This is a genomic window from Chitinophaga sp. Ak27 (genome assembly GCF_012726295.1).
Classification (GTDB): domain Bacteria; phylum Bacteroidota; class Bacteroidia; order Chitinophagales; family Chitinophagaceae; genus Chitinophaga.
In genome coordinates this window covers 276,903-299,060 of record NZ_JABAOB010000004.1, presented here as the reverse complement: position 1 = coordinate 299,060, position 22,158 = coordinate 276,903, and the positions used below count along the sequence as shown (strand labels likewise).

Sequence of the window (22,158 nt, the reverse complement as noted above, 5' to 3'; positions counted from 1 at the left end):
AACGACAACTTAACAATGGCTTACGATAAATTCACTATACTGAAAAGTTCTGCAGTACCCATGCCGATTGAAAACGTGGACACTGACCAGATCATTCCTGCACGTTTCTTAAAAGCCACCGAGCGTAAGGGCTTTGGGGACAACCTGTTTCGCGACTGGCGCTATGAAACAGACGGCACACCTAAAAAGGATTTCGTTTTAAACAATCCCATCTACTCCGGTAAGATACTGGTAGCCGGCAAAAACTTCGGTAGCGGCAGTAGCCGTGAGCACGCTGCCTGGGCCATCTATGATTATGGATTCCGTTGCGTAGTATCCAGCTTCTTTGCCGATATCTTCAAAAACAACTCCCTCAACATTGGTATATTACCGGTGCAGGTAAGTCCCGAATTCCTGGATAAAATATTTACCGCCATCGAGGCTGATCCCAAAGCGGAAATAGAAGTGAACCTCGCTACACAAACGATCACCATTGCAGCCACCGGCGCCAGCGAGTCTTTTGCCATCAACGGTTATAAAAAACATAACATGATGAACGGCTTCGATGATATTGATTACTTACAGGCCATGAAAGAAGATATCAAAGTCTTCGCAGAAAAGAGCCTGTACTAAAACATTGCAAAACGATGATGCCAGCGAACCAGCGCCATGTTGAAATAATGGATACTACCCTGCGTGATGGGGAACAAACCAGTGGCGTATCTTTTTCACCCTCGGAGAAATTAACCATTGCACAGCTTTTACTGACAGAAGTAAAGGTAGACCGGATTGAAATTGCTTCGGCCCGTGTTTCCGAAGGCGAATTTGCGGCCGTGAAAGCCATTACCAAATGGGCAAAGGCAAACGGCTTCATTCAGAAAGTAGAAGTATTAACTTTTGTGGATGGCGACGTATCAGTAGAATGGATGCTGAAAGCCGGCGCCAAAGTCATGAACCTGCTCACCAAAGGTTCCCTGAACCATTTAACGCACCAGTTAAAGAAAAAACCAGCGGAACACTTTGCAGAAGTAGCCGCCGTGATTGCACTGGCAAGGAAAAAAGGATTGGATTGCAATATCTACCTCGAAGACTGGAGCAATGGTATGCGTAATTCGCGGGAATACGTTTTTCAATATCTCGACTTCTTACAAAAGCAGCCGGTAAAACGGATCATGCTGCCCGACACCCTCGGCGTACTGACACCTGATGAAGTGAAGGAGTTTATAACGGCCATCGTTACACGCTACCCGGATATACATTTCGACTTTCATGCGCACAACGATTACGACCTGGGTACGGCCAACGTACTGGAAGGTGTAAAAGCAGGCGCCCATGGTATCCACCTAACCATTAATGGTATGGGGGAAAGAGCCGGGAATGCCTCACTGGCCAGCGCCATCGCCGTGCTGCATGATTTCTTACCGGAAGTAAAAACCAGTGTGGCTGAAACATCACTTTATACCGTCAGTAAGCTGGTAGAAACATTTTCCGGCTTCCGCATACCGGTGAACAAGCCGATTGTGGGCGAAAATGTATTTACCCAAACAGCCGGTATTCATGCCGATGGTGATAAAAAGAACAAACTCTACTTCAGTGACCTGATGCCCGAACGTTTCGGTCGTCAGCGTAAATACGCCCTGGGTAAAACCAGCGGCAAAGCCAATATCGAAAACAATCTCCAGCAACTGGGCATTAAACTGTCGGATCCCGATCTGAAAAAGGTAACACAGCGTATCATTGAACTGGGCGATCGCAAGGAAATGCTGACGCAGGCCGATCTGCCCTACATCATTTCCGATGTACTGGACAGCAACCGGATACAGGAGAAGGTGAATATAGAAAGCTATGTACTCACCCACGCCAAGAACCTCAACCCTTCTGCCACCGTGAAAATATCGATACAGGGAGAAGTGTTTGAAGAACATGCGCAGGGTGACGGACAATACGATGCCTTTATGAATGCCCTTAAAAAGGTATACAAAAAGCTGAAACTGGAGCTGCCTTCCCTGGCAGATTACGCCGTACGCATTCCTCCCGGCGGGAAAACAGATGCACTCTGTGAAACCGTGATCACCTGGAGCCACCGTAACAAAGAATTCAAAACACGGGGACTGGACAGCGACCAGACGGTATCCGCTATTAAAGCGACCCAGAAAATGCTGAACTTAATTTAAACTTTCAATAACAACTGAATGGCAACCAAGCATATTTTAATTGTTCCTGGTGATGGAATCGGACAGGAAGTAACCGCAGTAGGAAAAAAAGTACTGGATAAAATCGCTGCAAAGTTCGGGCATACCTTTACTTATGATGAGGCGTTGATAGGCCATGTGGCAATAGAAGCTACCGGTAACCCGTTGCCGGATGAATCGCTGGAAAAAATGAGAAAATCAGACGCCGTATTATTCGGTGCGGTTGGTCACCCGAAATACGACAACGATCCATCTGCCAAAGTAAGACCTGAGCAGGGTTTGCTGAAAATGCGCAAGGAACTTGGATTATATGCCAACCTCCGTCCAATCAAACTGTTTGATGAACTGCTAGGTGCTTCCAGTATCAAGCCTGAAATATTAAAAGGCGCTGATATCCTGTTTTTCCGTGAGCTCACCGGCGACATATATTTTGGGGAGAAAGGAAGAAAGAATGATGGCGATACCGCTTATGACATTGCCGAATACAGTCGCTATGAAGTAGAACGTATTGCCCGCAAGGCTTTTGAAGCTGCCCGTACCCGTCGTAAAAAGCTCTGCTCTGTAGATAAAGCCAACGTCATTGAAACCTCGCGCCTATGGAGGGAAGTGATTCAGAAGATTGCGCCAGAATACCCTGACGTAGAAGTAGAGCACCAGTTCGTAGATGCCACCGCAATGCTGCTGATCAAAGATCCGCGCCGCTTTGACGTGGTAGTTACCGCTAACCTGTTTGGCGACATCCTTACCGACGAAGCCTCCCAGATAGCCGGTTCCATGGGCATGCTGGCTTCGGCCTCTGTAGGTGATGGCACTGGCGTATACGAGCCTATTCACGGCTCTGCCCACGACATTACCGGTAAAGGCGTAGCTAACCCGTTGGCCTCTATCTTATCGGCTGCCCTCCTGCTCGATATCTCCTTTGGAATGAAAGCAGAATCAGAAGCAGTGATCAACGCGGTAGACCAGGTGCTGAAAGCAGGTTTCCGTACCAGGGATATTGCAGATCAGCAAACCCCGGCCGACAAAATACTGGGTACTGAAGCCATTGGCGCAGAAGTACTGAAACATCTTTAATAGAGCTGAAGGCTTAAAGCTTAAAGCATAGAGCTATTGTGGAGGATGATCTTAGCGGATTTTTAAACCGCCCTGGTCATTCGCTATAATAGCTTTCTGCTTTATGCTTTCTGCTCTACAGCATTTGACGCAATTACCCCCATAAATGTCTTAATCACACCTCTCACTTGTAACTTTTCCGGAGTAAGTTTGTTTGGTTATTCACCACGCAATAAAAACTACAGAATATGAACCCGGAAATAACACAGTACATTGAAAAGCTGAGCCCCTGGCAGGTAACTGTATCGGACACCCTGCGCAAAATGATCCTGAAAGCTATTCCCGACGCAGAAGAACGCCTCCAATATGGTAAACCACACTACCTGAAAAATGGCCAATACGCCGCCGTTATTGCAGCCGCTAAAGCGAAAGTTTCATTTATGATTTTCAATGCCGGGGAGCTGCCCGAAGTAAAAGGCTACTTTGCTCCAACCACCAGCCCCGACCGGAAAATTGCTACCATTACAGAAGGATTGGCAGTAGATTATAAACAATTGGAAACATGGTTAAAAAAAGCCAGTAAATCACTATAAAACAAGTATATGAGAAAGATCGTTTCCTTTATGCATATCAGCCTGGATGGCCTTATTGCCGGTCCTAACGGAGAAATGGACTGGATCCGTGTGGACAATGAAATATTCGATTACGCAGGAGATCGTACCAACAATTCCGACACTGCCCTCTATGGACGGGTTACCTACGATATGATGGAAGGCTACTGGCCTACCGCTGCTGATAAGCCTAATCCCAGCAAACATGATATTGAACACAGTACCTGGTACAAGCAGGTGGATAAAGTAGTGCTTTCACGTACCATGAATGGCCAGCAACGGGATAAAACCACCATCATTCACGACGATGTTGAAAAACAAATCCGGGCCATTAAAGAAAAACCTGGAAAAGAAATTATCATATTCGGTAGTCCACGTGCTACACAATCCCTGATGCAATATGGCCTGGTAGATGAATTCTGGCTCTTTGTGAACCCGGTACTACTGGGTAAAGGAATTGCGCTCTTCAAAGATGTCCCCGGAAAAGTATCATTGAAATTGCTGAACAGCCACGCGTTTTCTTCTGGCGTGGTATGCCTTCACTACGAAACGGTAAAATAAAAAAAGGCGGCAATTTTTATCTTGCCGCCTTTTTTCACTTTATTTCTGCAATGTCTGTACTTCCTTTGTATATATATATCTTCACCGGTCGTGCGCTTTTCCGGGCATGTTTCAAAAAACTCATGTACATATTACTGGATACGCGCGCCAGGACGAACTTAAACGTTCCCTGGCACTTCTTGAAGCTGAGGACAACCACGTTCTCTTTTTCCAGGGTGATCATGTCCGGGACAAAGCTACCCAGGAAAACCACCTCCCTCGTTTCCTTGTTCGGTGAAGGATCATTCTTCTTTTTGCACGACACACCGAGTAATATCATTACTGATAACAATGACCATAGCCACAGATGGATGTGTAATTTTTTCATCGTCAGTATATAGGTGATAATTGACAGTACCTGGTTAGATTCGAGCAACCTGGTTGACTAAACCAAGCAGCCACTGCCTACCAATTACTAAAAATATATAAAACCTTTGTAAAATGAGGAAAAAGTTTGTGGTGACAAAAACGGGTAACAAGACGAGGGTTTAAAAAAGAAACAAAGCGATTGTAGTGGCTATGGAAGGGTAACTTATTTAAGTCTTTCGCTCCTTATTAACCTATTCAGCTCCGCCATAAAAGCGGCAGCCTCTTCTTCATTCCTAATACCTAACATCAAACCTTTAGCACCGCATCTACAGGTACTCGGGAGGATTTTACTTACCCCTTTTAGCAGATAGTTCTGCAATCCGGGTCATTTCATCTAATTTTTCTCGTACTTCTTTTTCCATTGAACGAAAGGTCGTATGATTCGGCCAATCAAGTGTTTAACGAATGTTAACAACGAAACCATCCATCTCCCAACCACTCCTCTCACAAAAAATACTTAGTAAGTAGTAACATTTACCGCACATGTAAATACCATCCTAAATTGTCTACACATACCACAAACATCCTAATTTTACTATTATAAAGACTCCAAAATGAAAAAGAAACAAGCCTATTTTTTTGTGCTTTTTATTTCAGTAACTACTTACATAAATAAAAGCTACTCACAGGCAACACCTACAACTTCCGCCATTCATGGCCGCATCACTTCAGCGGACAATGTACCCGTAAAAGATATACTGGTACAACTTCGCCAGGTAGCAGGTAAAAAGTTGCTGAAGATGGAATACACAGACAGTACCGGTAACTTCCGGTTTGATAAAATTCCCGATGGCAGTTACCAGGTGTCTACGCAAAGTATGCTGTTTATCCCGTATGAATCAGCCCCCTTCCGCCATGAAGGCACTACCCGGCTGGCGGTTATTTCACTGCAACTGCAGTCTAAACAACTCAAAGAGGCAACGGTTACGGCCAACAAACCATTTGTGCAACAACAGTATGATAAAACGGTTATCAATGTGGCCAGCTCCATATCATCGGCCGGCGGTACTGCATTGGAAGTCCTGGAAAAATCGCCGGGCATTACTATCGACCAAAATGATAATATAGCTATGCGTGGTCGCCAGGGTATACTGGTGATGATAGACGGTAAACAGGTACCTATGTCAGGACAAGAGCTGGCCACTATGCTACGGAGTATGTCGGCCAACCAAATCGAAAGCATCGACCTGATTACTAATCCCTCTTCAAAATATGATGCAGCCGGCAACGCCGGTATTATTGATATCCATTTAAAAAAAGGCAATAAATCCGGTACCAACGGGAATATATCCCTAAGCTACGGTCAGGGAAAGTATCCTAAAGTGAACCCGGCTCTCACCTTCAACAGTAAATATCATCGCCTGAATATTTTTGGCGCTTATAACTACAACTACCGGCAAGAACTGAATGCGCTAACTATCTATCGCCAATTTTATAACACTGACAACCAGTATACCGGCGGTACCAACTACAACAATCGGTTCCGGTTTAACGCGGGCAGTCATAACGCCAGGATTGGAGCCGACTTTAATGTCAGCAAGAACATTGTGGCCGGGTTTGTGGCCAACGGTATTTTCAATAACATGCGCATCTTCACTAATAGCCCCGCACAATCGCTGGATGCAGCCGGTCAACCTGCTGGTACTTTTATTACTACCGGTACCAATACTCCGCACCGTAATAATCGCAGTATTAATTTCAACTATAAACACATGCTCGATACCAGCGGGCGGCAACTTACCGCCGATCTCGATTATGCGCGCTTTAATGCCAGCCAGGCACAGTATTATACCACCCGTTTTTTTGACAATCATCAGCTTGAAAATAAAAATCCTTACGAGCTTTTTGGCGACCTGAAAGGAGACCTCAGCATACGTTCCGCAAAAGCAGATTATACCCAGCCATTAAAAGCCCTGGGGGCACGGCTGGATGCCGGTGTAAAAAGCAGTTGGGTAAAAACAGACAACGACGTTCAGTTCTTCGACAGAAGTAATGGCGGCAACGTATTAGATAAAGGAAAGAGTAACCGGTTTGTTTACAAGGAAAACATTAATGCCGCCTATATCAATATTGCCAAAAAATGGAAACGCTGGGATGGGCAACTGGGGCTGAGAGTGGAAAACACCAATGCTGATGGCCTTCAGGTAACAGACAGTACAGCTTTTACCCGCCATTATACGCAATTGTTTCCCAGTGGTTATCTCGGTTATACCATTAATGCCAACAACGACCTGGGTATTACCGTAAGCAGGCGCATTGAGCGCCCCTCTTACCGGCAGCTGAATCCTTTTAAGATATTCCTGGACCCCTATACCTATGAAGCGGGTAATCCCTACTTGTTGCCGGAACTCACCACTTCTACAGAACTAACGTACACCTTTAAACAACAGTATACCGCCAAAATCGGCTACAGCCGAACGAAAGATAATATCATTGAGGTATTGTCGCCGGACACGGTAGCTGGTTCCGTGATCCAAACAGGCCGTAACCTGGCGGTATATAACTACTACAACGTGAGTGTTAGTTTCCCCGTCAGCATTGCGAAATGGCTTAGCAGCACCAACACGGTACTGGTGTTCTATGGCCAGTATAAAGGCAACCTGGTGAATACCCACCTGGATGCCAGCCGGGTGGCGGTAGAACTTAATTCCGTTAATACGGTGACGATCAACCCGTTGACCAGCCTGGAAATTACGGGCAGTTACAACAGCCGGTCCTATTACGGGTTCCTGGATGTGAAAGGCTATTGGTTTATGAATATTGGCGCACAGCGACAGCTGTGGAACAGAAAGGCATCCGTCAAATTAAATGTCAGCGATATCTTCCTCACTAATCAAACCAATGCAGTAACGCGGTTGACGGGTTATGGCGAAACTTTTCATCAACGCCGGGATACGCGGGTAATGACCCTCACGTTCAATTATCGTTTTGGTAGCAACGGCGGAAATAGTAATGCAAGGAAAACCGGTGGTGCAGAAGAAGAAAAGCGAAGGGCAGGATAAAAATTTATACATTTAGCGCATGAATTTAGTTAATGAACTGGAGGAGCTGGCGCTGGCTACCCGCTTAAAGCGGCTGGGAGAACGTTTATCCGCAGACGTGAGCCAGATTTATAAGGAGTCGGCGCTGGACTTTGAAGCCCGATGGTACCTGGTACTGGAGTTGCTCAGCCGGCAAAAGCAGCTGGGTATCACAGAAATTGCTGCCATGCTGCAACTCAGCCACCCGGCAGTAGTGCAGTTTGTAGACCAGATGACAGAAAATGGATTAATTAAAACGGCGACGGATCGGAAGGATGCCCGGAGGCGGCTGGTGTCGCTAACGCCGGCGGGTAAACAGATGCATAAAAAGATAGCGCCTTTGCTCGAAGTGATTAAGGAGGAAAACAGGAAATGGTTGGCGGCTGCCAGTGCCGATCTGTTGCAAGTGTTAACTGAACTGGAGCAGTCCTTAGATGAGAGGAGTATGTACAAACGGATCAAGGTGAGCCTGATAGAAAAATCCTGATGGCGTCCCCTGATCCGTTTGCGGATATGGCCTAAATACCCAGTTGGTTCATTACCTTGTTCACGATGCGGTCGCAGCGGATCAAATGGAATGGGAACACCAGGTCATTTTTATAATACTCAGAAATTTTACCACGCAGGATCAATTTTGCCCTTAGTAGTCGCACTTTAACATTTACCGGCGAAATCTGCAAGACTTGCGCGGTTTCGGCGTTACTGAGCTGTTCAATTTCCCTCATGACAAATACGACCCTGTATTTCTCAGGTACTTGCATCAGGGCATGTTCCAGCGCCTCGCCCAGTTCTTTATCAATTACTTTTGCCACCGGGGATTCTTTTGTTTCGGTCATACCGGCCGAATGGTGTTCATCAATTACAGATATATCTTCCCTCCCCCCACGTTTTCTTTTCTTCAATTGCTGATTACATTCATTAATCATGATTCGTTTCAGCCAGGTGCCAAAGGCAGCCTCCTGCCGGAAAGAGCTAAGATGCTGATATGCATTGATATAAGCTGTCTGCATGACATCTTCTACGTCTGCATCGTTGTTGAGGATAGTCATTCCTATCCGGAACATGCTCGGATTATGCCGGCGCATCAGCTGTTCAAATAGCTTTTTTTCTCCTGCCAGGATCTTATTGATTATTTCGTTATCAATTTCCCTGTCTGTTAATGAGATTGTGGTCATTATATCTTATTGGATGATGAAAGTTGAGAAAAGTTACAAAATTTTTTTTCTCTTTTTTGTAACCCAGGAAACAATTTGTACTCTAATTAATAAGAGCCGGCCTTAAACCGGCCAGAATGCGAACCTAAAAACCGAAGTCATGGCAACTGCTAATCAACTCCAGCGCACGCTACAGGCTACCTATGGGATTGTTCCCATTGTTGCAGGGTTGGATAAATTCACCAATATCCTTACTGACTGGTCTGCGTACTTGTCGCCTGCAGTAAAAGGTATAGTTCCCTTTGATGCCGTGGTTTTCATGAAAATAGTAGGTGTTGTTGAAATTGTGGCTGGTTTGCTGGTATTCTTCCGTCCTCTTTTTGGCGCCTGGTTAGTGATGGTATGGCTGATTTGTATTGCCTTGGAATTAATTACCACCGGGCATTACTTTGACGTCGCCGTCAGAGACCTGGTAATGGCCATAGGAGCCTATACCCTGGCACAACTGACTAAAAACAAGAGTTTAGCATAGTACTTTATAACCTGTATCCGTTTACCATTATTAACCGTTTAAGCACTCAGCCAATGCATAAGAGCAAAGTATTCAACCTCCAGGGCATCAAAATGCCGGAATTAACGCATGAGCGCATCCGGGAACTGAAACTAACACCCAAAGGCAAGATGATCCTTAATACCGATATGGAAGCATTCCCGTCTTTACTTAAAATGATGGAAACGTCCCTGGTTGAGCAACTCGCCCAATACGAACTGATGATCCGTAACAGCCAGGACGCTATTAAGCGTAAAATGAAACTGCTGGAAATGCTGGACGACCACCTGTATTGGGAGTTCGCCTACCATATGATGTTCATCAAATGGAGGGAACAGCAATTACCCAAAGCGTCCTGAGGCTGGGAAGGTCTGGCTTTTCAGACCTTCCCAGCCCGGCCAGTTGGCCAATTCCTCTCACTCCTATCTTTAGCGATCACCTTGTTAATGTCTTTGTCGGTGCATCCACACGCATACCAGGGATGTCCGTACGGATTGACATAGCTATTCGTTATAATTTTTGTAACGATTTTAGCTGTTCCTGTTGCTCATCTATTCTTTTATTCAACTGGATGATATACAAGGTGAGCTCTTCTACCTTTTTCAGTAACAACCGATTCATTTCACCTAAGTCCTGTCCCTTTTCCACTATCTCTTTTGCAGAAGGAATTTCCGGAAGATGTTGGTGGGCAGTCACAAATTGCTCCAGGGCCGCTATAGACGGCAATGAATAATTAGTGGCAAAAACATAGTCGGGCCAATTATTATATGCCTTCACCACTACCCGGGTAAACACACCCGCGCCATTTACCGCCAGCTTATAACCTTTGGTATCAGGTGCGCCTATACCTATACTACCGTTTGCCTTTATTACAAAAAGGTTGTCGGTATTATTATTTACGGTGAAAATGTTATTATTCAGGAGTTTCCGCTGTTGCGTATTTTTGGATAACCCGGTTATCGTTACCGCACCTACGTTGGACTGGTCGGCCAGTGGTACAATATCTTCTGATTCGCCGAGCATATATAATCCATAGCCACGGCCACGGGACCAGGCACGCCCACGCAAGGTGGGAATATAGTCGGTGTCGGCTCCGGCAGCATTATAGATTACCATTTCTCCATCTCCCCCGGTATTATCTACCTGGGTATATTTCGCTAACACGATGCCATAGGGTGCCGCCACATGGAACCTGGCAGCCGGTTTTTGGACACCCACGCTGACATTACCCCCTGAAGTGATCCGCATTCTTTCTACCGGCCCGCTTACTGATCCCGTAGTATGAAAGGTTAAATCCATTCCCTGTACCAATGCCGCATTTGCCTGGTAAATATTTATTCTTTCCGCCCGGATACGCGCGCCGATGAGGCCAGGCCCCACATCCCTCCATCCGTGAAAATCAATGTTATAAGCCCCCCCGGTAGGCGCCCATAATGGGACATTCTGGTTGCCGGGATCGCCGCTGCGGCCGATATCCAGCACAGGGATACTACTATCCATCGCCAACTTCGTGAATTGCGCATTGTAACGTTTAATGGAGTCCTGCGCAAAGCTTACCTGCGCCAGCAACAAACAGGTGGCAACAGTCAGATACCTCATAGGATGATCCATAAAGATCAGGGATAATTTCTTCATACATTATATTATTATGTCAGCAGAATACCAGGTGAAGGAAGGTGGTCGGTCAACAAACAATTCCTTGCTTACAATGATAAAAATAAATTCTCAGCCTGCAAATATCTTTTTAAAAAACCTACCTTATATCTTCGCAGTAAATCATACCATGGAGCTCTATAGCATTGTTATCTTTATATTGGCTATTATGATCATCTTATCGGCGATGGCCGATAAGATTAAGTTGCCTTACCCGGTATTGCTGATCAGCGCCGGTATTGGCATTGGCTTTATACCGGCGTTGCCCAATATTTCGTTGAACCCTGATGTGGTGTTCCTTATCTTTCTGCCCCCCCTGTTATACGATGCCGCCTTTAATATTTCGCCGCAGGAATTCAAAACCAATTTCAATACGATTGGTACGCTCGCCATTGGGCTTGTTTTTTTAACGGCAGCAGCTATCGCGGTGGTGGCACATTACTTAATCCCTGGTATGACCTGGCCCCTGGCCTTTGTATTAGGCGCTATCCTTTCTGCTACCGATGCGGTGGCCGCTATGAGCATCACCAAAGGATTAGGACTTTCCCATAAAACCATTACCATCCTTGAAGGTGAAAGTCTCATCAACGATGCCTCTGCCCTGGTCACCTACCGTTTTGCCATTGCCGCGGCCATGGGTACGGCCTTCGTGTTTTGGAAAGCATCACTGGAATTTATTGTACTGATGGCGGGCGGCGTATTGGTGGGACTTTCCATAGGTAAGCTGTTACATATTATCCTGAAAGTGGTACATAAAAACGACCTGGTAACGATCAGTTTTATGCTCCTGATGCCTTTTGTTACTTACCTGCTGGCAGAAGAACTGCATGTATCTGGCGTGATTGCCGTAGTAGTGCTGGGTCTCATGACTGCCAGGATCAGCAACAGGGCCTTCCCTGAAAAGTTAAAACAACAGTCCCGGGCAATCTGGGACATTATTATCTTCCTGCTCAACGGGCTCATTTTTATATTGATAGGATTACAGTTTCCTTATATCATTAAAGACATCCCAGCCGATATGATATTTCCCTACATCGGCTATGGAATTATAATTACCCTGGTAGCACTGGTGTTACGCATGGCCCGTATCTTCACCCAGCAACTCAACCTGGAACAAGCCTTTAAAAAAGGTAAAGGGAGGATCACAGAAAATGCGTTGCTGGATTTTAAGAACAGCCTGATTATCGGCTGGTCGGGCATGCGGGGCATTGTTTCCCTGGCCATCGCCATCGGGCTGCCGATGACGTTAGGTGATAACAAATCATTCCCCGAAAGAAATGCAATCGTATTTATTTCCGTAGTAGTGGTGTTGTTTACCCTGATCGTACAAGGTATTTCTCTGCCATGGATTGTAAAGGCGGTAAAGCTGCCAGGCGCACATCCCAAGAAAGTACATAGTGCCTGACAAGGAGCGCTTGCTTTTTATATCGCGGTACTAAAAACATAGTTTCCTGCCGGCAATTCATATGCTACCCCTCCATTTTGCCTGCGCTGCTTTTTAAGTGGCGCCTGGCCCGCACTAAGGCCTGCCGCTTCCTGCTCCGTCAACTCCAGCGTGGCCGAGCAGTTAGGTGGTACCGATAGTTGCAATGTTAAGTGGCCGTTCTCTTTTTTCCAGGATGTTTTAATTATTCCGGCAGAGGAGCCAAAACTAGTGTTAGCCCAGGTCATTGGAGGGCTATTGAAAGATGGCAGCCGCACCAGAAAATGCTGAAATCCTTTGGTAGAAGCAGGATCACGCCGTATGCCAGAGGCGCCGTTGATATACCAGGCGCCGGGGTAAAGAAAGGAACTATGTAAAAGAGAGTGTCCCGGTAAGTCCTTTTCCCACATTTCCCAGATAGTGGTGGCATCATTGGCTTTCATATAACCCCAACCGGGGTACGATGTCTGTGAAGTCATGCTATAGAGGAGGTCATCACGTCCTTCGTCGCGAAGCAAGCGGAACAACATGGCGCCACCGGTAATCCCCACATTGATATGTCCTTTGCGTACTACCAGGATTTCATTTTCCAGCCGTTTCATCACAGCGGCGCGCTGATCGGGTGTGGGAACTCCGGCCAGCAGTGCAGCGGCCATATTGGCCATGGAGCTGTCGGAGTAGCTATGGTCTGCTGCGTTATAAAACCGGGCATTGATAGCGCGACTGGATAACTCCGCCTGTTGTTGCCATTCGGCAGCTTCTTTAGTTTTGCCGAGCACCTTCGCTATTTTAACGGCTGTACGCAGGTTAAATACGCGGTAACAATTGTTCAGGCAAAGCGTTTGTGGTTTATTGTTATTCATTCCTTCGGCGGTAGCCCCCGGCCAGAGCCAATCTCCCAGGAAATCCCAGTTGCCGCCAAATCGCTGTAAGAGATGGTCTTTGGTTTGGGTATCCAGGAAAGCCAGCCAATTTTTTATCATCTCGAAGTTCCTTTCCAATACCCGCCGGTCACCTTCCTGCTGATAAATAAACCAGGGCAGGGACACGCAGATGCCTCCCCAGGGCGGACCACCTCCACCCATATATGTAGGTGCGGAATGAGGTTGTATTCCTTTATGCAGGTGACGGCCGCTCATCAGGCCTTTGTGGGCCCAGGCGGTATCGTACATGTTGCCTACAATGGCCTCTGATCCCTGCACATCGCGCCAGTCTTCCATCCACTTGGTATAAAAGGCGCCGAGATGATAGTTATACATGCCGGTTTCACAGGTAGCGTGGGCGTCGCCTCCATAGCCCAGTCGCTCCCGTTGCGGGCAATCTACAATATAACCGCCGAGCGACAGGTTTTCGTAGGTCCATCGTACCCGGTCGTAGATCCAGTTTTGGAGGGAGTCGGAGCAGGTGAAGCTGCTGGCAGCCATATATCCTGTTCGTACCAGCCAGCCACGGATATCAGTAAGTGCGGGCGCATATTTTAATCCCCGGATAGTGATCCAACGCCCGGAGCTGTAATTAAAACGATTGTGAAAAGTGGCCGTACCATCATAGCCAATCACCACCGCGCTATGCAACGCGAAAGTCATGGGTACGTGCGCCCTTTCTGAGTACTGGAACTGGATTGTATCACCGGGATGGCCATGCACCTGAATGGCTGTCCATCCGGCAAAGTTAACGCCCATATCTACAATATAGCTGCCATCAGGCGCTGGGGTGACCGATACCGGGTTTATTTCATTCATCACCAGGTTAGGCTCCACCATCTGGGCCGACAGCAACAGGGGCGGGTGATACACTACTGCCGGTTGCCAGGCACTGTCATCACATCCAACAGCATTCCAGTTTTTTATTTCCCTGCGGGCATCCCAGATCTCTCCTCCCATTTTGTGAAAGTCCCAGGTGCCCAATAGCCGGTTGGGGCTGGGATGTGTGCGCCAGGACCCGTCTGTTTTAATGAACATGAATGGCGTAGTGGCGTTCCCGTTATACAGTGCTGCCTGCGCAATTACAATAGGTGTATTGGGCTTACCTGGTGTAATGTATGGCCCGAATATAGACCAGGAAGTACCCAGCCAAAGGGCAATTACATTCTTTCCCGGCTTCAGTTCCTTTGCAATATCATAGGCTATATAGCGGGCTCTTTTCGTGTGATTACTTACTGCGGGGGCCATCACGCCATCCCCGATTTTTCTGCCGTTGACATACAATTCATGGAATCCTATAGAAGCCACAAACATATTGGCTTTGCGTGGCACTTCTGTTAAATCAATTGTTTTTCTCAGCCAGGGGTCGTTGATATTGCAATCGCGCTGATGCGGATCAAATACCTCTGCCGTGCCTATCCAGGAAGCCTGCCATTCGCCGGGCTGAAATAGTCCGGTGGTCCATTGTGCTGTTTCACTCCAGGGCGAAATGCGTCCCTGCTCGTCCTTTACACTTACTTTCCAGTAATACGACTGATCCGACTGTAAGGGTTTTCCTTTGTATTCAATCTGCTGCATGTCGCTGGAATTGATCCATCCAGACGACCACCATGACCCTTTGTTGTCGTTTAATTCTTCCAGTGTAGCCGCCACCAGGATGCGATAGGCGGTTTGCCGTTGCCCGAAAGCCTTTGGATCGGTGGCTTCAAATGTCCAGCCCAAGCGTGGATGCGGTTCATCTATGCCAGTGGGATTTACCAGGTATTCACAACGCAGATGAGCGGGTAACAGGGAGCTTCCCCCATTAGCTAATGTGGGGGCGGCCCATAGTAACAATAGCCAGCCCAGGAATAAAACCCTTTTCATAGTTGTTAATGCAGCTCTTTTATATTGATAGATAATACCCTGCCCATTTGCTTGCCGTTGCGGTACGTCACCACTTTGACATCGGAGGCGCCGGCAGGTATTGCCACCGGCGTACCGGTATATTTCAATGCGTACCGGTCGGGGCGTACGCCTTCAAACGTATAGTACAGCTCCAGGTCAGGCGCCTCGGTGAACAGGACCAGGTTTACGGCACCTGTGGCATTCTTTTCCGTGCGCACCTGGGGATCATAAATAGCGGGGGCATAGTTGACGCCGGCGTCAGACAAACGTACGAAATGCTTTTCTACCCTGCTAAGAAAATCCGGTAACACACGTTCTTTTTTTGGAGACCACAGTACCTCGGCCAGGGCGAAGGCCCGCGGCCAGGTCATATACTCCGCCCGCCCCGGAGAAGCAATGAACTCGGTCCACAGGTTGCCTTGTCCCCCGAGAATGTAAGCGGGATCTACTTCTTCGGGCACCGGTTCAAAGCGATAGGTATCCGTCAACGTTAGGTGGTTGCCGCCGATCTGTTCGATGTGCCAATCTGTTTGCAGGTAATCCAGGTAACAAAACTGCAGCGGTGTCATTACCACGGCATGCCCCGCTTTGCCGGCAGCAATACCGCCTTCTGGTCCCCGCCACGACATCACTGCCGCACCGGGAGCCAATCCCCCTTCGAGGATCTCGTCCCAGCCTATCAGCTTTTTGCCATATCGCTCTACGATCCTGCTCACTCTTTTAATAAAATAACTTTGTAATTCGTGTTCATCTTTCAACCCTTCCTGTTTCATACGGCGCTGGCATTTGGGGCATTGCTTCCAGAACGATTTATCCACCTCATCGCCGCCGATATGGAGGTAGGTACCAGGAAATAACGACGCCACTTCGCCCAGGATGCTGTCCAGCAGCACAAAGCTTTTTTCTTCTCCGGCACAGAGCACATTATCGCCGGGACCTTCACTGCTTCCCGGATACGTAGGATGGTGTTCGTGCTTGCAGGATACTTCCGGGAACGCGGCGATCAGGGCGCCGCTGTGACCTGGAACATCTATTTCCGGTACGATGGTAACATGCCTGGCGGCGGCGTATTGTACTACTTCGCGGATATCCTCCGCTGAATAAAATCCGCCATCAGTGGCCCGCTCTCCTGGTACAGGTCCGCTGTAAGTTCCCCAACGTCCTGTTCTGGGAACACGCCAGGCGCCGATCTCTGTGAGTTGTGGATATTTTTGGATGGCCAGTCTCCAACCCGGATCATCAGTAAGATGCCAGTGGAATACATTGAATTTGTATTTGGCCATCTGGTCGATATACTTCTTCACGAATGATTTAGAAAAGAAATGGCGGCTATCATCCAGCATCAATCCTCTCCAGCCGAAGCGGGGATAGTCTGTTACCGATACGGCTGGCAAAGTCAGTGCCTGCTGCATCAACTGCCTTTTTTCTATGGCTGGCGGGAGTAGCTGTAATAATGATTGTACGCCATAAAAAATGCCTGCTGGCGTATTGGCGCGGATAATGACGCCCGCCGGTGTAATATTCAGCCGGTAGCCTTCCTTCCCCAGGGCCGCTTCGTTGGAAGTATTGAGCTGCATGCGGATTGCCTTACCGGTATTGCGTGCTGACACTAACGGTAGCGGATACCCGGTAACTGCGGTTAGTTGTTCTCGCAGCAGCGCTGCTTCTCCATGTAATGCGGCATCGGCAGCGATAGCGGTTTCCCGGGAAATGGGGAAAGCGCCTTTACCGGTAACCATTTCTACCGGTATAGGAATCAACGGATTGGTTAACTGTGCCCGCAGTGATGATGCCGGCAGCAACAGGCATATTACGAGCATTGTCTTGCTAAATAAGTACATAACGGGAAAATTTAAATACCTGCATTTTGATTGTAATCAGATAACACCGGGCTGACAAGGAATGCTGCAAATTTCATTGTTCAGGGGCAGCACTTATCCAATATTACAGGTAAAATCCGATGATGGCATCCTGCCCCATCCTGTTCCTGCGTGTGAGGCATACCGTTATACCTTCTAAAACCTGGCGATCAGGTCTTCCATGCTGATCTCCTCGGTACTGAGTTGCCGGGGACTTCCATATTTTTTCAGGTACTTCCATTTATGTGCGGCGGCAATGGAAAGCGGCATAATTTGTTCGCTCAGGGTGTATACCTGGCGGCCGGTAAGCCTGGTAAATTCTTCGGGGTAGATATCAAAATTCAGGCAGGGCAACCGTTTGCTTAACTGGTAATTATTATCCCATAAATAGAGTACGGCGTCTGGTTTATAAGCGACCAGGTATAAATCGCCTTCATCCTCATATTCGGCTGCCAGCGCTATCTGTAGGGCATTTACCCTGGTAACGGTGAGCCTGTTTTGCATCAGCAGCGAGTTGGCGACCGACCATTTGCGTTTTATGCGCCTGTTGTTCTGGTATCTCTCAAAAGGGGCAAATAAGACAACAAAAAAACAAAGGCCAGCCAGCGTGCCAAATACGGCGACGCCCATACCGGATTTGATCATGGTGGCCATATCCGCAAAGGCGATGCCGGTGATAAAAATCAACAGCAAGTCATATACCTTCAGACGTGATACGGCCTTCTGACTGTATTTAAGTTTCAGCTTATTCAACAGGCGGATTTCATCCGGGAAAAAGGGTCTACTGATTAATTCCATATTGTTTGACAGGTATAGGAGCAGATAATAAAAATAGCCTGCGAGACCGCTACACCACTGCACTCCCCTCTTCTTCCGCCAACTGCCGCTGCAGGTCTTTGCTAGTTTGCGACTGTCCGTCGTGGCTCCATCCCGGCGCATAAAACAGGTATTTCAGTTTATCTGCCGGTGAATCAGCTTTTTTCATGTCCTGCCAGAGAGCAATAAACTCATGAAAAATAATGTTCACGGGGCCACGGTTCTCCAATTCTTTTACCAGTCCGTACTTTACCTTATCTTCCGGCAGTTCTTCCTGGAAGGTGCCAAATAGGCGGTCCCAGAGGATCAGCAGCATACCCATGTTTTTGTCGAGGTACCGGTAGTTACTGGCATGATGTACCCGATGGTGAGAGGGCGTCACAAATATATACTCAATTACCGGGTGCAGTTTTCCGATGGCCTGGGTATGCACCAGGTTACCGTATATCTGTGTAATATAGTAGGCAAACAGGATGTCCAGGGCGCTAAAGCCCAGCAGGCTCAATGGCACGAAGAAGAATAACCGGTACATAGGCTCAAATACGCTGGAACGGAATCCGGTAGTGAGGTTAAACTGTTCAGACGAATGATGGGTAACATGTACTGCCCAAAACAGCCTGATATAGTGCCCGGTGGCGTGCAGCAACCAGTACAGGAAATCCTGTAGCAGGATCAGCACCATCCAGTAAAGGAATGTGTTGGGAATGATAAAAAAACGATAGCGCCGATAGCAAAAATCCAGTAAAAGATAAGTTCCGGATTTCATGACCACGTTTACGAGGAAGTTAACGCTCATCAGGTAAACGGTGGTCAGGGTGTCTTTGGAATCATAGTATTTCTTATCATGTTTATAGCTGAAATAAGATTCCAGGAGGCTTAAAATAATAATAGTTCCGAACAAATAAACAATAGCCGAACTCAAAGTTGATTCTGTCATAGGTAATACATTTCCAGGGATTTCTCCCATTACAGGTTTCCCTTGCAAATTTAGACGAGTGCCGGGAAAAAAACCCCTATACTACTACTAAAAATTATTTTTTGCAAGGAAAAGGCGATCAGCGGCCATGTATTGGCGATGAACGTTCCTTTTTTACCGGCAGGCCCCATATGGGCTTCATAGGGGGATTTTTCATTATCCCCTGCTCCTCCTAATTATAAAAAAACGACTTCCTTTCTGAGGAAGCCGTTTTCTATATTTTAAATTCCGGTGCGTACTATCCCGGACTTTTGTTGTGCGCAGTTTATTTCCTATTAGCCGCCGGGCTTAAATCCATGATCTCAATATGCCTGAAGTCCACCGGTTGTCCTTCACTTTGTAAGGCGATATACCCTTCCGACAGGAGTTTACCGTCGATCTTGATGGCAGGATTATAGTCATGTACTACGCCCCCGCCAATCTGCGGTTTGGAGTACTGTAATACCGTATCTCCGTTGATAATATGCGTGATCAGGGAATCGCCCAGTACAATCAGCTCCCCGCGTACCCACTGTTCCCCTTCATAGGTATGGGAAGATGATTCGATGCAATGCGTTTCATCCAGCTTTCCTTTGTATACCACGTTGGTACCGGGCGAGCACATATTACCTGTGGGCCGGCGTTGGCCATTTCCCAAACCCGCCAATAGTTGCATTTCTATAGAAATAGGCCAGTCCTGCTCTTTGGGCATGGTACGCGGATCCTGTGAATGAAACATGACGCCACTGTTGAGTAACGTATATTCCGGTGCAGTAGGGCACCACTTCCCTACAAAGCGGTACTCGAACTTCAGGTGATAATGCGAAAAGGGTTGTTTATAATACAGGTGGCCAAACTGCTCATTGAAGTCACTATACTGGTCGTAGCGCACTTTAATAATACTATCCTCTACCCGGAAGGTATTCCCGAAGTTGTCGCCTACCTCGTGGTGATGAATTTTCACGATCCAGTCATTGATGTCCTTTCCATTAAAAAGAGGGATCCACTTAGGCGGGGTATCTTTTTTCACTGTTCCTGCGCAGGAAATAAAACCGGCAAATAAGGCCATAGCCAGCGTCCGGGAAAAACGATGCTTTATCATAACGTTAGAATTGTTCGACCGGCAAAATAGCTTTTTAAAATAAAGAATAAAAGTGTTTATTCCTATATTTGACCCTTCGCCAAAACCCGGATACCCGAATGAATAAATTTATATTACTGGTAGCACTTTGTTTGTTAGCGGCCAATGCCCAGTCACAGGAATTACATGAAAACATCACCAAACAGGATATCTCCATACTGCTACTGGTCAATAGGGAAAAGGGGTTGCTGAGAGGGCCTGTAAAATCGTACATACAATGCCTCATCAATTACGATAGCAAGGGTACACCCAGCAATACTTTAACTTATCAAGCGTTTGAGTTCACGACATCGGGCTGGCCATCGAAGCTGATGAACTATACCGGCACCGATAAAAGTATTCCCACCCACTACTACTATACCGGTAACCGGATAGACAGCAGTGACGGACCGGGAAGGAAAATATACCTGTACAACGATGACAACAGCATCCGACAGATAGATACCTATGGCTACATGGAGCACGACAGGTATACCCTTCTGCAGTCCGTGCAGCTTTTCTACGACAAGCGTCGCCTGGTGGACAAAAGTATTACCACGCAACGGGGTCAGCCGGAAACTACCACTACATATACATACAACAAGGCGGGGAAGTTAACCGGATCACATACGACCAGCACCAGCCAGGACATGGAATGGAGCCGTGAGTTTGATGAAAAGGCGCAGCTGTTCCGGTTTAAGACGAGCTATAAAAACACGCCGGCTAACAATTTCATGACCACCATGGAGTTGAATAAACAGGGAGATATATCAGCTACCACCTATAGTGGTCACGGGAAAGTATATATTAATACTTACCAATACGAGTACGATGCCAAAGGGAACTGGATTAAACAAACCCGGTTCATGAACGGGCAAATGGATTATGTGGCACGTCGCTCCTATCAATATTATCCCGAAGGCAATGAACTAACCGGGCTTGCCACAACAGCCCCCGACATGCCCCCCCTTCCCAACATGCTGCTGGCAACGGAAGTAGTAGACTCTTTTACCGCTGCACTGAACCGGCGCCAATATGCACATGCCTGGGAATATTGTACCGGTAAACGCTGGGGTACCGTGGCACAGTTTTCCAGTGTAAAAATGTATGGAGGCATCACCGCTGCTAAACTGCTAAAGCCGCTTTACCAGCCTATTCCCGGAGCCGAGCGGACTATCAACATCCAGGCAACCGTGGCGGTCGACGACCCCGTAAACGGCAATGGTATCTTTGAGCAGGAATACCAATTACAACGTGGCGATAATGGCTGGAAAATAGCCGGGATACGGTTGATCAGCAGCAGCCGGGCCAGCGACAACTGGAATCTCCAGGTGGCGCCCGCGCCGGATTTCAACGCTGACCAGGCAATGCGCTTATCCCGTGCGGTGTATGACACGGTATCCTTTTTTGCCGAGGTGGGCGATCACGACAGTATCATCAGATCACTGGATACGCTGCGCTTCTTTAAAACAGATAAAAAACTATATGCCCTGGCAATATTTACCAACCAGGGCCCCCAGTATGGAGCCGCCACTGGTTGGTGCGACATATTGCTGTTTAGCAAAAATGCAGATAAATGGCAACTGCAAACCTTTCTGCTCAACGCGGGTGGCGGCGGGATGTACGGCTATTCCGGCCGCTTCCTCAAACTATTACGTACCGGCGATGAACAGGTAGGCATTGCACTGCAAGGCGGCCTTACCCACATGGGAGAAAATGTATCCTGGGTAGATATTATTGGATTACAGAGCGATCAGCTGTCGCCGCTTACACACCTGGTTACGTCCTATGAGTATGATAACGGTAGTGATAACCGCCGGTGCTACGACAACAAATTCCGTTTTGAGAAAAATGGTCGCCCGGGGTATGACCTGATTGTAGAAACATCTTCTTCCTGCGGCGTGGCGCCCCGGAAATATATCATACCCTATAACGATGGGTATAGATTACCTGGGGCGCTGGAACAGGAATTATAAAGCAGAAAGCAAAAAGCT

The 22,158-nt window shown here is 47.4% G+C and carries 19 protein-coding genes; 11 read left to right on the top strand and 8 right to left on the bottom strand.

The features are described from left to right. Window positions 1-15 precede the first annotated feature (15 nt). The 5 genes from leuD to HGH90_RS15935 all read left to right on the top strand — a co-directional run bounded on the left by leuD (window position 16) and on the right by HGH90_RS15935 (window position 4,396). Window positions 16-612 (top strand): 3-isopropylmalate dehydratase small subunit, encoded by a 597-nt coding sequence (leuD, locus tag HGH90_RS15955; RefSeq protein ID WP_168763002.1) that lies wholly within the window; start codon window positions 16-18, stop codon window positions 610-612. Between the two features lie 14 nt (window positions 613-626). Continuing rightward, the gene (locus HGH90_RS15950; RefSeq protein ID WP_247679819.1) at window positions 627-2,153 is read left to right on the top strand and encodes an alpha-isopropylmalate synthase regulatory domain-containing protein; all 1,527 of its coding nucleotides are present in this window, start codon (window positions 627-629) and stop codon (window positions 2,151-2,153) included. An 18-nt stretch (window positions 2,154-2,171) separates the two neighbouring features. Further along, window positions 2,172-3,245 (top strand): 3-isopropylmalate dehydrogenase, encoded by a 1,074-nt coding sequence (gene leuB, locus HGH90_RS15945; RefSeq protein WP_169191523.1) that lies wholly within the window; start codon window positions 2,172-2,174, stop codon window positions 3,243-3,245. Between the two features lie 227 nt (window positions 3,246-3,472). Further along, window positions 3,473-3,817 carry a DUF1801 domain-containing protein gene (locus HGH90_RS15940; RefSeq protein ID WP_169191522.1) on the top strand — a complete coding sequence of 115 codons (345 nt, stop codon included), beginning with the start codon at window positions 3,473-3,475 and terminating at the stop codon, window positions 3,815-3,817. A 9-nt stretch (window positions 3,818-3,826) separates the two neighbouring features. Next, window positions 3,827-4,396, top strand: coding sequence for a dihydrofolate reductase family protein (locus HGH90_RS15935; RefSeq protein WP_168762999.1), 570 nt, complete (start codon window positions 3,827-3,829; stop codon window positions 4,394-4,396). A gap of 34 nt (window positions 4,397-4,430) precedes the next feature. Here the strand turns inward: HGH90_RS15935 and HGH90_RS15930 are convergent, their stop codons facing one another. Further along, complete coding sequence (locus tag HGH90_RS15930; RefSeq protein ID WP_168762998.1) at window positions 4,431-4,763, bottom strand: hypothetical protein; 333 nt, start codon at window positions 4,761-4,763, stop codon at window positions 4,431-4,433. A 595-nt stretch (window positions 4,764-5,358) separates the two neighbouring features. On the opposite strand from HGH90_RS15930, the gene HGH90_RS15925 reads away from it, so the two are divergent. Beyond that, complete coding sequence (locus tag HGH90_RS15925; RefSeq protein WP_169191521.1) at window positions 5,359-7,806, top strand: TonB-dependent receptor; 2,448 nt, start codon at window positions 5,359-5,361, stop codon at window positions 7,804-7,806. Between the two features lie 19 nt (window positions 7,807-7,825). Beyond that, window positions 7,826-8,311, top strand: coding sequence for a MarR family winged helix-turn-helix transcriptional regulator (locus HGH90_RS15920; protein WP_168762996.1), 486 nt, complete (start codon window positions 7,826-7,828; stop codon window positions 8,309-8,311). A gap of 31 nt (window positions 8,312-8,342) precedes the next feature. Here the strand turns inward: HGH90_RS15920 and HGH90_RS15915 are convergent, their stop codons facing one another. Next, window positions 8,343-8,999, bottom strand: a complete 657-nt coding sequence (locus HGH90_RS15915; protein WP_168762995.1) for an RNA polymerase sigma factor — start codon at window positions 8,997-8,999, stop codon at window positions 8,343-8,345. 139 nt (window positions 9,000-9,138) lie between these two features. On the opposite strand from HGH90_RS15915, the gene HGH90_RS15910 reads away from it, so the two are divergent. Both HGH90_RS15910 and HGH90_RS15905 read left to right on the top strand, forming a co-directional pair. Beyond that, window positions 9,139-9,510 (top strand): hypothetical protein, encoded by a 372-nt coding sequence (locus HGH90_RS15910; RefSeq protein ID WP_169191520.1) that lies wholly within the window; start codon window positions 9,139-9,141, stop codon window positions 9,508-9,510. A gap of 53 nt (window positions 9,511-9,563) precedes the next feature. After that, on the top strand, window positions 9,564-9,887 hold the full coding sequence (locus HGH90_RS15905) for a hypothetical protein (protein WP_168762993.1): 324 nt from the start codon (window positions 9,564-9,566) through the stop codon (window positions 9,885-9,887). Between the two features lie 151 nt (window positions 9,888-10,038). Here HGH90_RS15905 and HGH90_RS15900 read toward each other — a convergent pair whose 3' ends face one another. Beyond that, the gene (locus HGH90_RS15900) at window positions 10,039-11,163 is read right to left on the bottom strand and encodes a hypothetical protein (RefSeq protein ID WP_169191519.1); all 1,125 of its coding nucleotides are present in this window, start codon (window positions 11,161-11,163) and stop codon (window positions 10,039-10,041) included. A gap of 148 nt (window positions 11,164-11,311) precedes the next feature. On the opposite strand from HGH90_RS15900, the gene HGH90_RS15895 reads away from it, so the two are divergent. Further along, window positions 11,312-12,586: a Na+/H+ antiporter gene (locus HGH90_RS15895; RefSeq protein WP_168762991.1), complete on the top strand. Its 1,275-nt coding sequence runs from the start codon at window positions 11,312-11,314 to the stop codon at window positions 12,584-12,586. A gap of 17 nt (window positions 12,587-12,603) precedes the next feature. On the opposite strand, the gene HGH90_RS15890 is transcribed toward HGH90_RS15895, so the two are convergent. The 5 genes from HGH90_RS15890 to HGH90_RS15870 form a co-directional block, all read right to left on the bottom strand. After that, window positions 12,604-15,393, bottom strand: coding sequence for a family 78 glycoside hydrolase catalytic domain (locus tag HGH90_RS15890; protein WP_169191518.1), 2,790 nt, complete (start codon window positions 15,391-15,393; stop codon window positions 12,604-12,606). Between the two features lie 5 nt (window positions 15,394-15,398). Next, window positions 15,399-17,255, bottom strand: a complete 1,857-nt coding sequence (locus tag HGH90_RS15885) for a beta-N-acetylhexosaminidase (RefSeq protein WP_211172648.1) — start codon at window positions 17,253-17,255, stop codon at window positions 15,399-15,401. Window positions 17,256-17,429: 174 nt separating this feature from the next. Then, the gene (locus HGH90_RS15880; protein WP_168762989.1) at window positions 17,430-18,071 is read right to left on the bottom strand and encodes a hypothetical protein; all 642 of its coding nucleotides are present in this window, start codon (window positions 18,069-18,071) and stop codon (window positions 17,430-17,432) included. 49 nt (window positions 18,072-18,120) lie between these two features. Then, the gene (locus HGH90_RS15875) at window positions 18,121-19,026 is read right to left on the bottom strand and encodes a sterol desaturase family protein (RefSeq protein WP_168762988.1); all 906 of its coding nucleotides are present in this window, start codon (window positions 19,024-19,026) and stop codon (window positions 18,121-18,123) included. A gap of 304 nt (window positions 19,027-19,330) precedes the next feature. Next, window positions 19,331-20,146 carry a DUF1080 domain-containing protein gene (locus HGH90_RS15870; protein ID WP_168762987.1) on the bottom strand — a complete coding sequence of 272 codons (816 nt, stop codon included), beginning with the start codon at window positions 20,144-20,146 and terminating at the stop codon, window positions 19,331-19,333. 98 nt (window positions 20,147-20,244) lie between these two features. On the opposite strand from HGH90_RS15870, the gene HGH90_RS15865 reads away from it, so the two are divergent. After that, entirely contained in the window at window positions 20,245-22,140 is a 1,896-nt protein-coding gene (locus HGH90_RS15865) for a hypothetical protein (protein WP_169191517.1), read from the top strand. The last annotated feature ends 18 nt before the right edge of the window (window positions 22,141-22,158 follow it).

Excerpts from the sequence above, each read along its gene's own strand:
- leuD (WP_168763002.1), top strand. The coding sequence starts at position 16 with ATGGCTTACGATAAATTCACTATACTGAAAAGTTCTGCAGTACCCATG.
- HGH90_RS15950 (WP_247679819.1), top strand. The coding sequence starts at position 627 with ATGATGCCAGCGAACCAGCGCCATGTTGAAATAATGGATACTACCCTG.
- leuB (WP_169191523.1), top strand. The coding sequence starts at position 2,172 with ATGGCAACCAAGCATATTTTAATTGTTCCTGGTGATGGAATCGGACAG.
- HGH90_RS15940 (WP_169191522.1), top strand. The coding sequence starts at position 3,473 with ATGAACCCGGAAATAACACAGTACATTGAAAAGCTGAGCCCCTGGCAG.
- HGH90_RS15935 (WP_168762999.1), top strand. The coding sequence starts at position 3,827 with ATGAGAAAGATCGTTTCCTTTATGCATATCAGCCTGGATGGCCTTATT.
- HGH90_RS15930 (WP_168762998.1), bottom strand. The coding sequence starts at position 4,763 with ATGAAAAAATTACACATCCATCTGTGGCTATGGTCATTGTTATCAGTA.
- HGH90_RS15925 (WP_169191521.1), top strand. The coding sequence starts at position 5,359 with ATGAAAAAGAAACAAGCCTATTTTTTTGTGCTTTTTATTTCAGTAACT.
- HGH90_RS15920 (WP_168762996.1), top strand. The coding sequence starts at position 7,826 with ATGAATTTAGTTAATGAACTGGAGGAGCTGGCGCTGGCTACCCGCTTA.
- HGH90_RS15915 (WP_168762995.1), bottom strand. The coding sequence starts at position 8,999 with ATGACCACAATCTCATTAACAGACAGGGAAATTGATAACGAAATAATC.
- HGH90_RS15910 (WP_169191520.1), top strand. The coding sequence starts at position 9,139 with ATGGCAACTGCTAATCAACTCCAGCGCACGCTACAGGCTACCTATGGG.
- HGH90_RS15905 (WP_168762993.1), top strand. The coding sequence starts at position 9,564 with ATGCATAAGAGCAAAGTATTCAACCTCCAGGGCATCAAAATGCCGGAA.
- HGH90_RS15900 (WP_169191519.1), bottom strand. The coding sequence starts at position 11,163 with ATGAAGAAATTATCCCTGATCTTTATGGATCATCCTATGAGGTATCTG.
- HGH90_RS15895 (WP_168762991.1), top strand. The coding sequence starts at position 11,312 with ATGGAGCTCTATAGCATTGTTATCTTTATATTGGCTATTATGATCATC.
- HGH90_RS15890 (WP_169191518.1), bottom strand. The coding sequence starts at position 15,393 with ATGAAAAGGGTTTTATTCCTGGGCTGGCTATTGTTACTATGGGCCGCC.
- HGH90_RS15885 (WP_211172648.1), bottom strand. The coding sequence starts at position 17,255 with ATGTACTTATTTAGCAAGACAATGCTCGTAATATGCCTGTTGCTGCCG.
- HGH90_RS15880 (WP_168762989.1), bottom strand. The coding sequence starts at position 18,071 with ATGGAATTAATCAGTAGACCCTTTTTCCCGGATGAAATCCGCCTGTTG.
- HGH90_RS15875 (WP_168762988.1), bottom strand. The coding sequence starts at position 19,026 with ATGACAGAATCAACTTTGAGTTCGGCTATTGTTTATTTGTTCGGAACT.
- HGH90_RS15870 (WP_168762987.1), bottom strand. The coding sequence starts at position 20,146 with ATGATAAAGCATCGTTTTTCCCGGACGCTGGCTATGGCCTTATTTGCC.
- HGH90_RS15865 (WP_169191517.1), top strand. The coding sequence starts at position 20,245 with ATGAATAAATTTATATTACTGGTAGCACTTTGTTTGTTAGCGGCCAAT.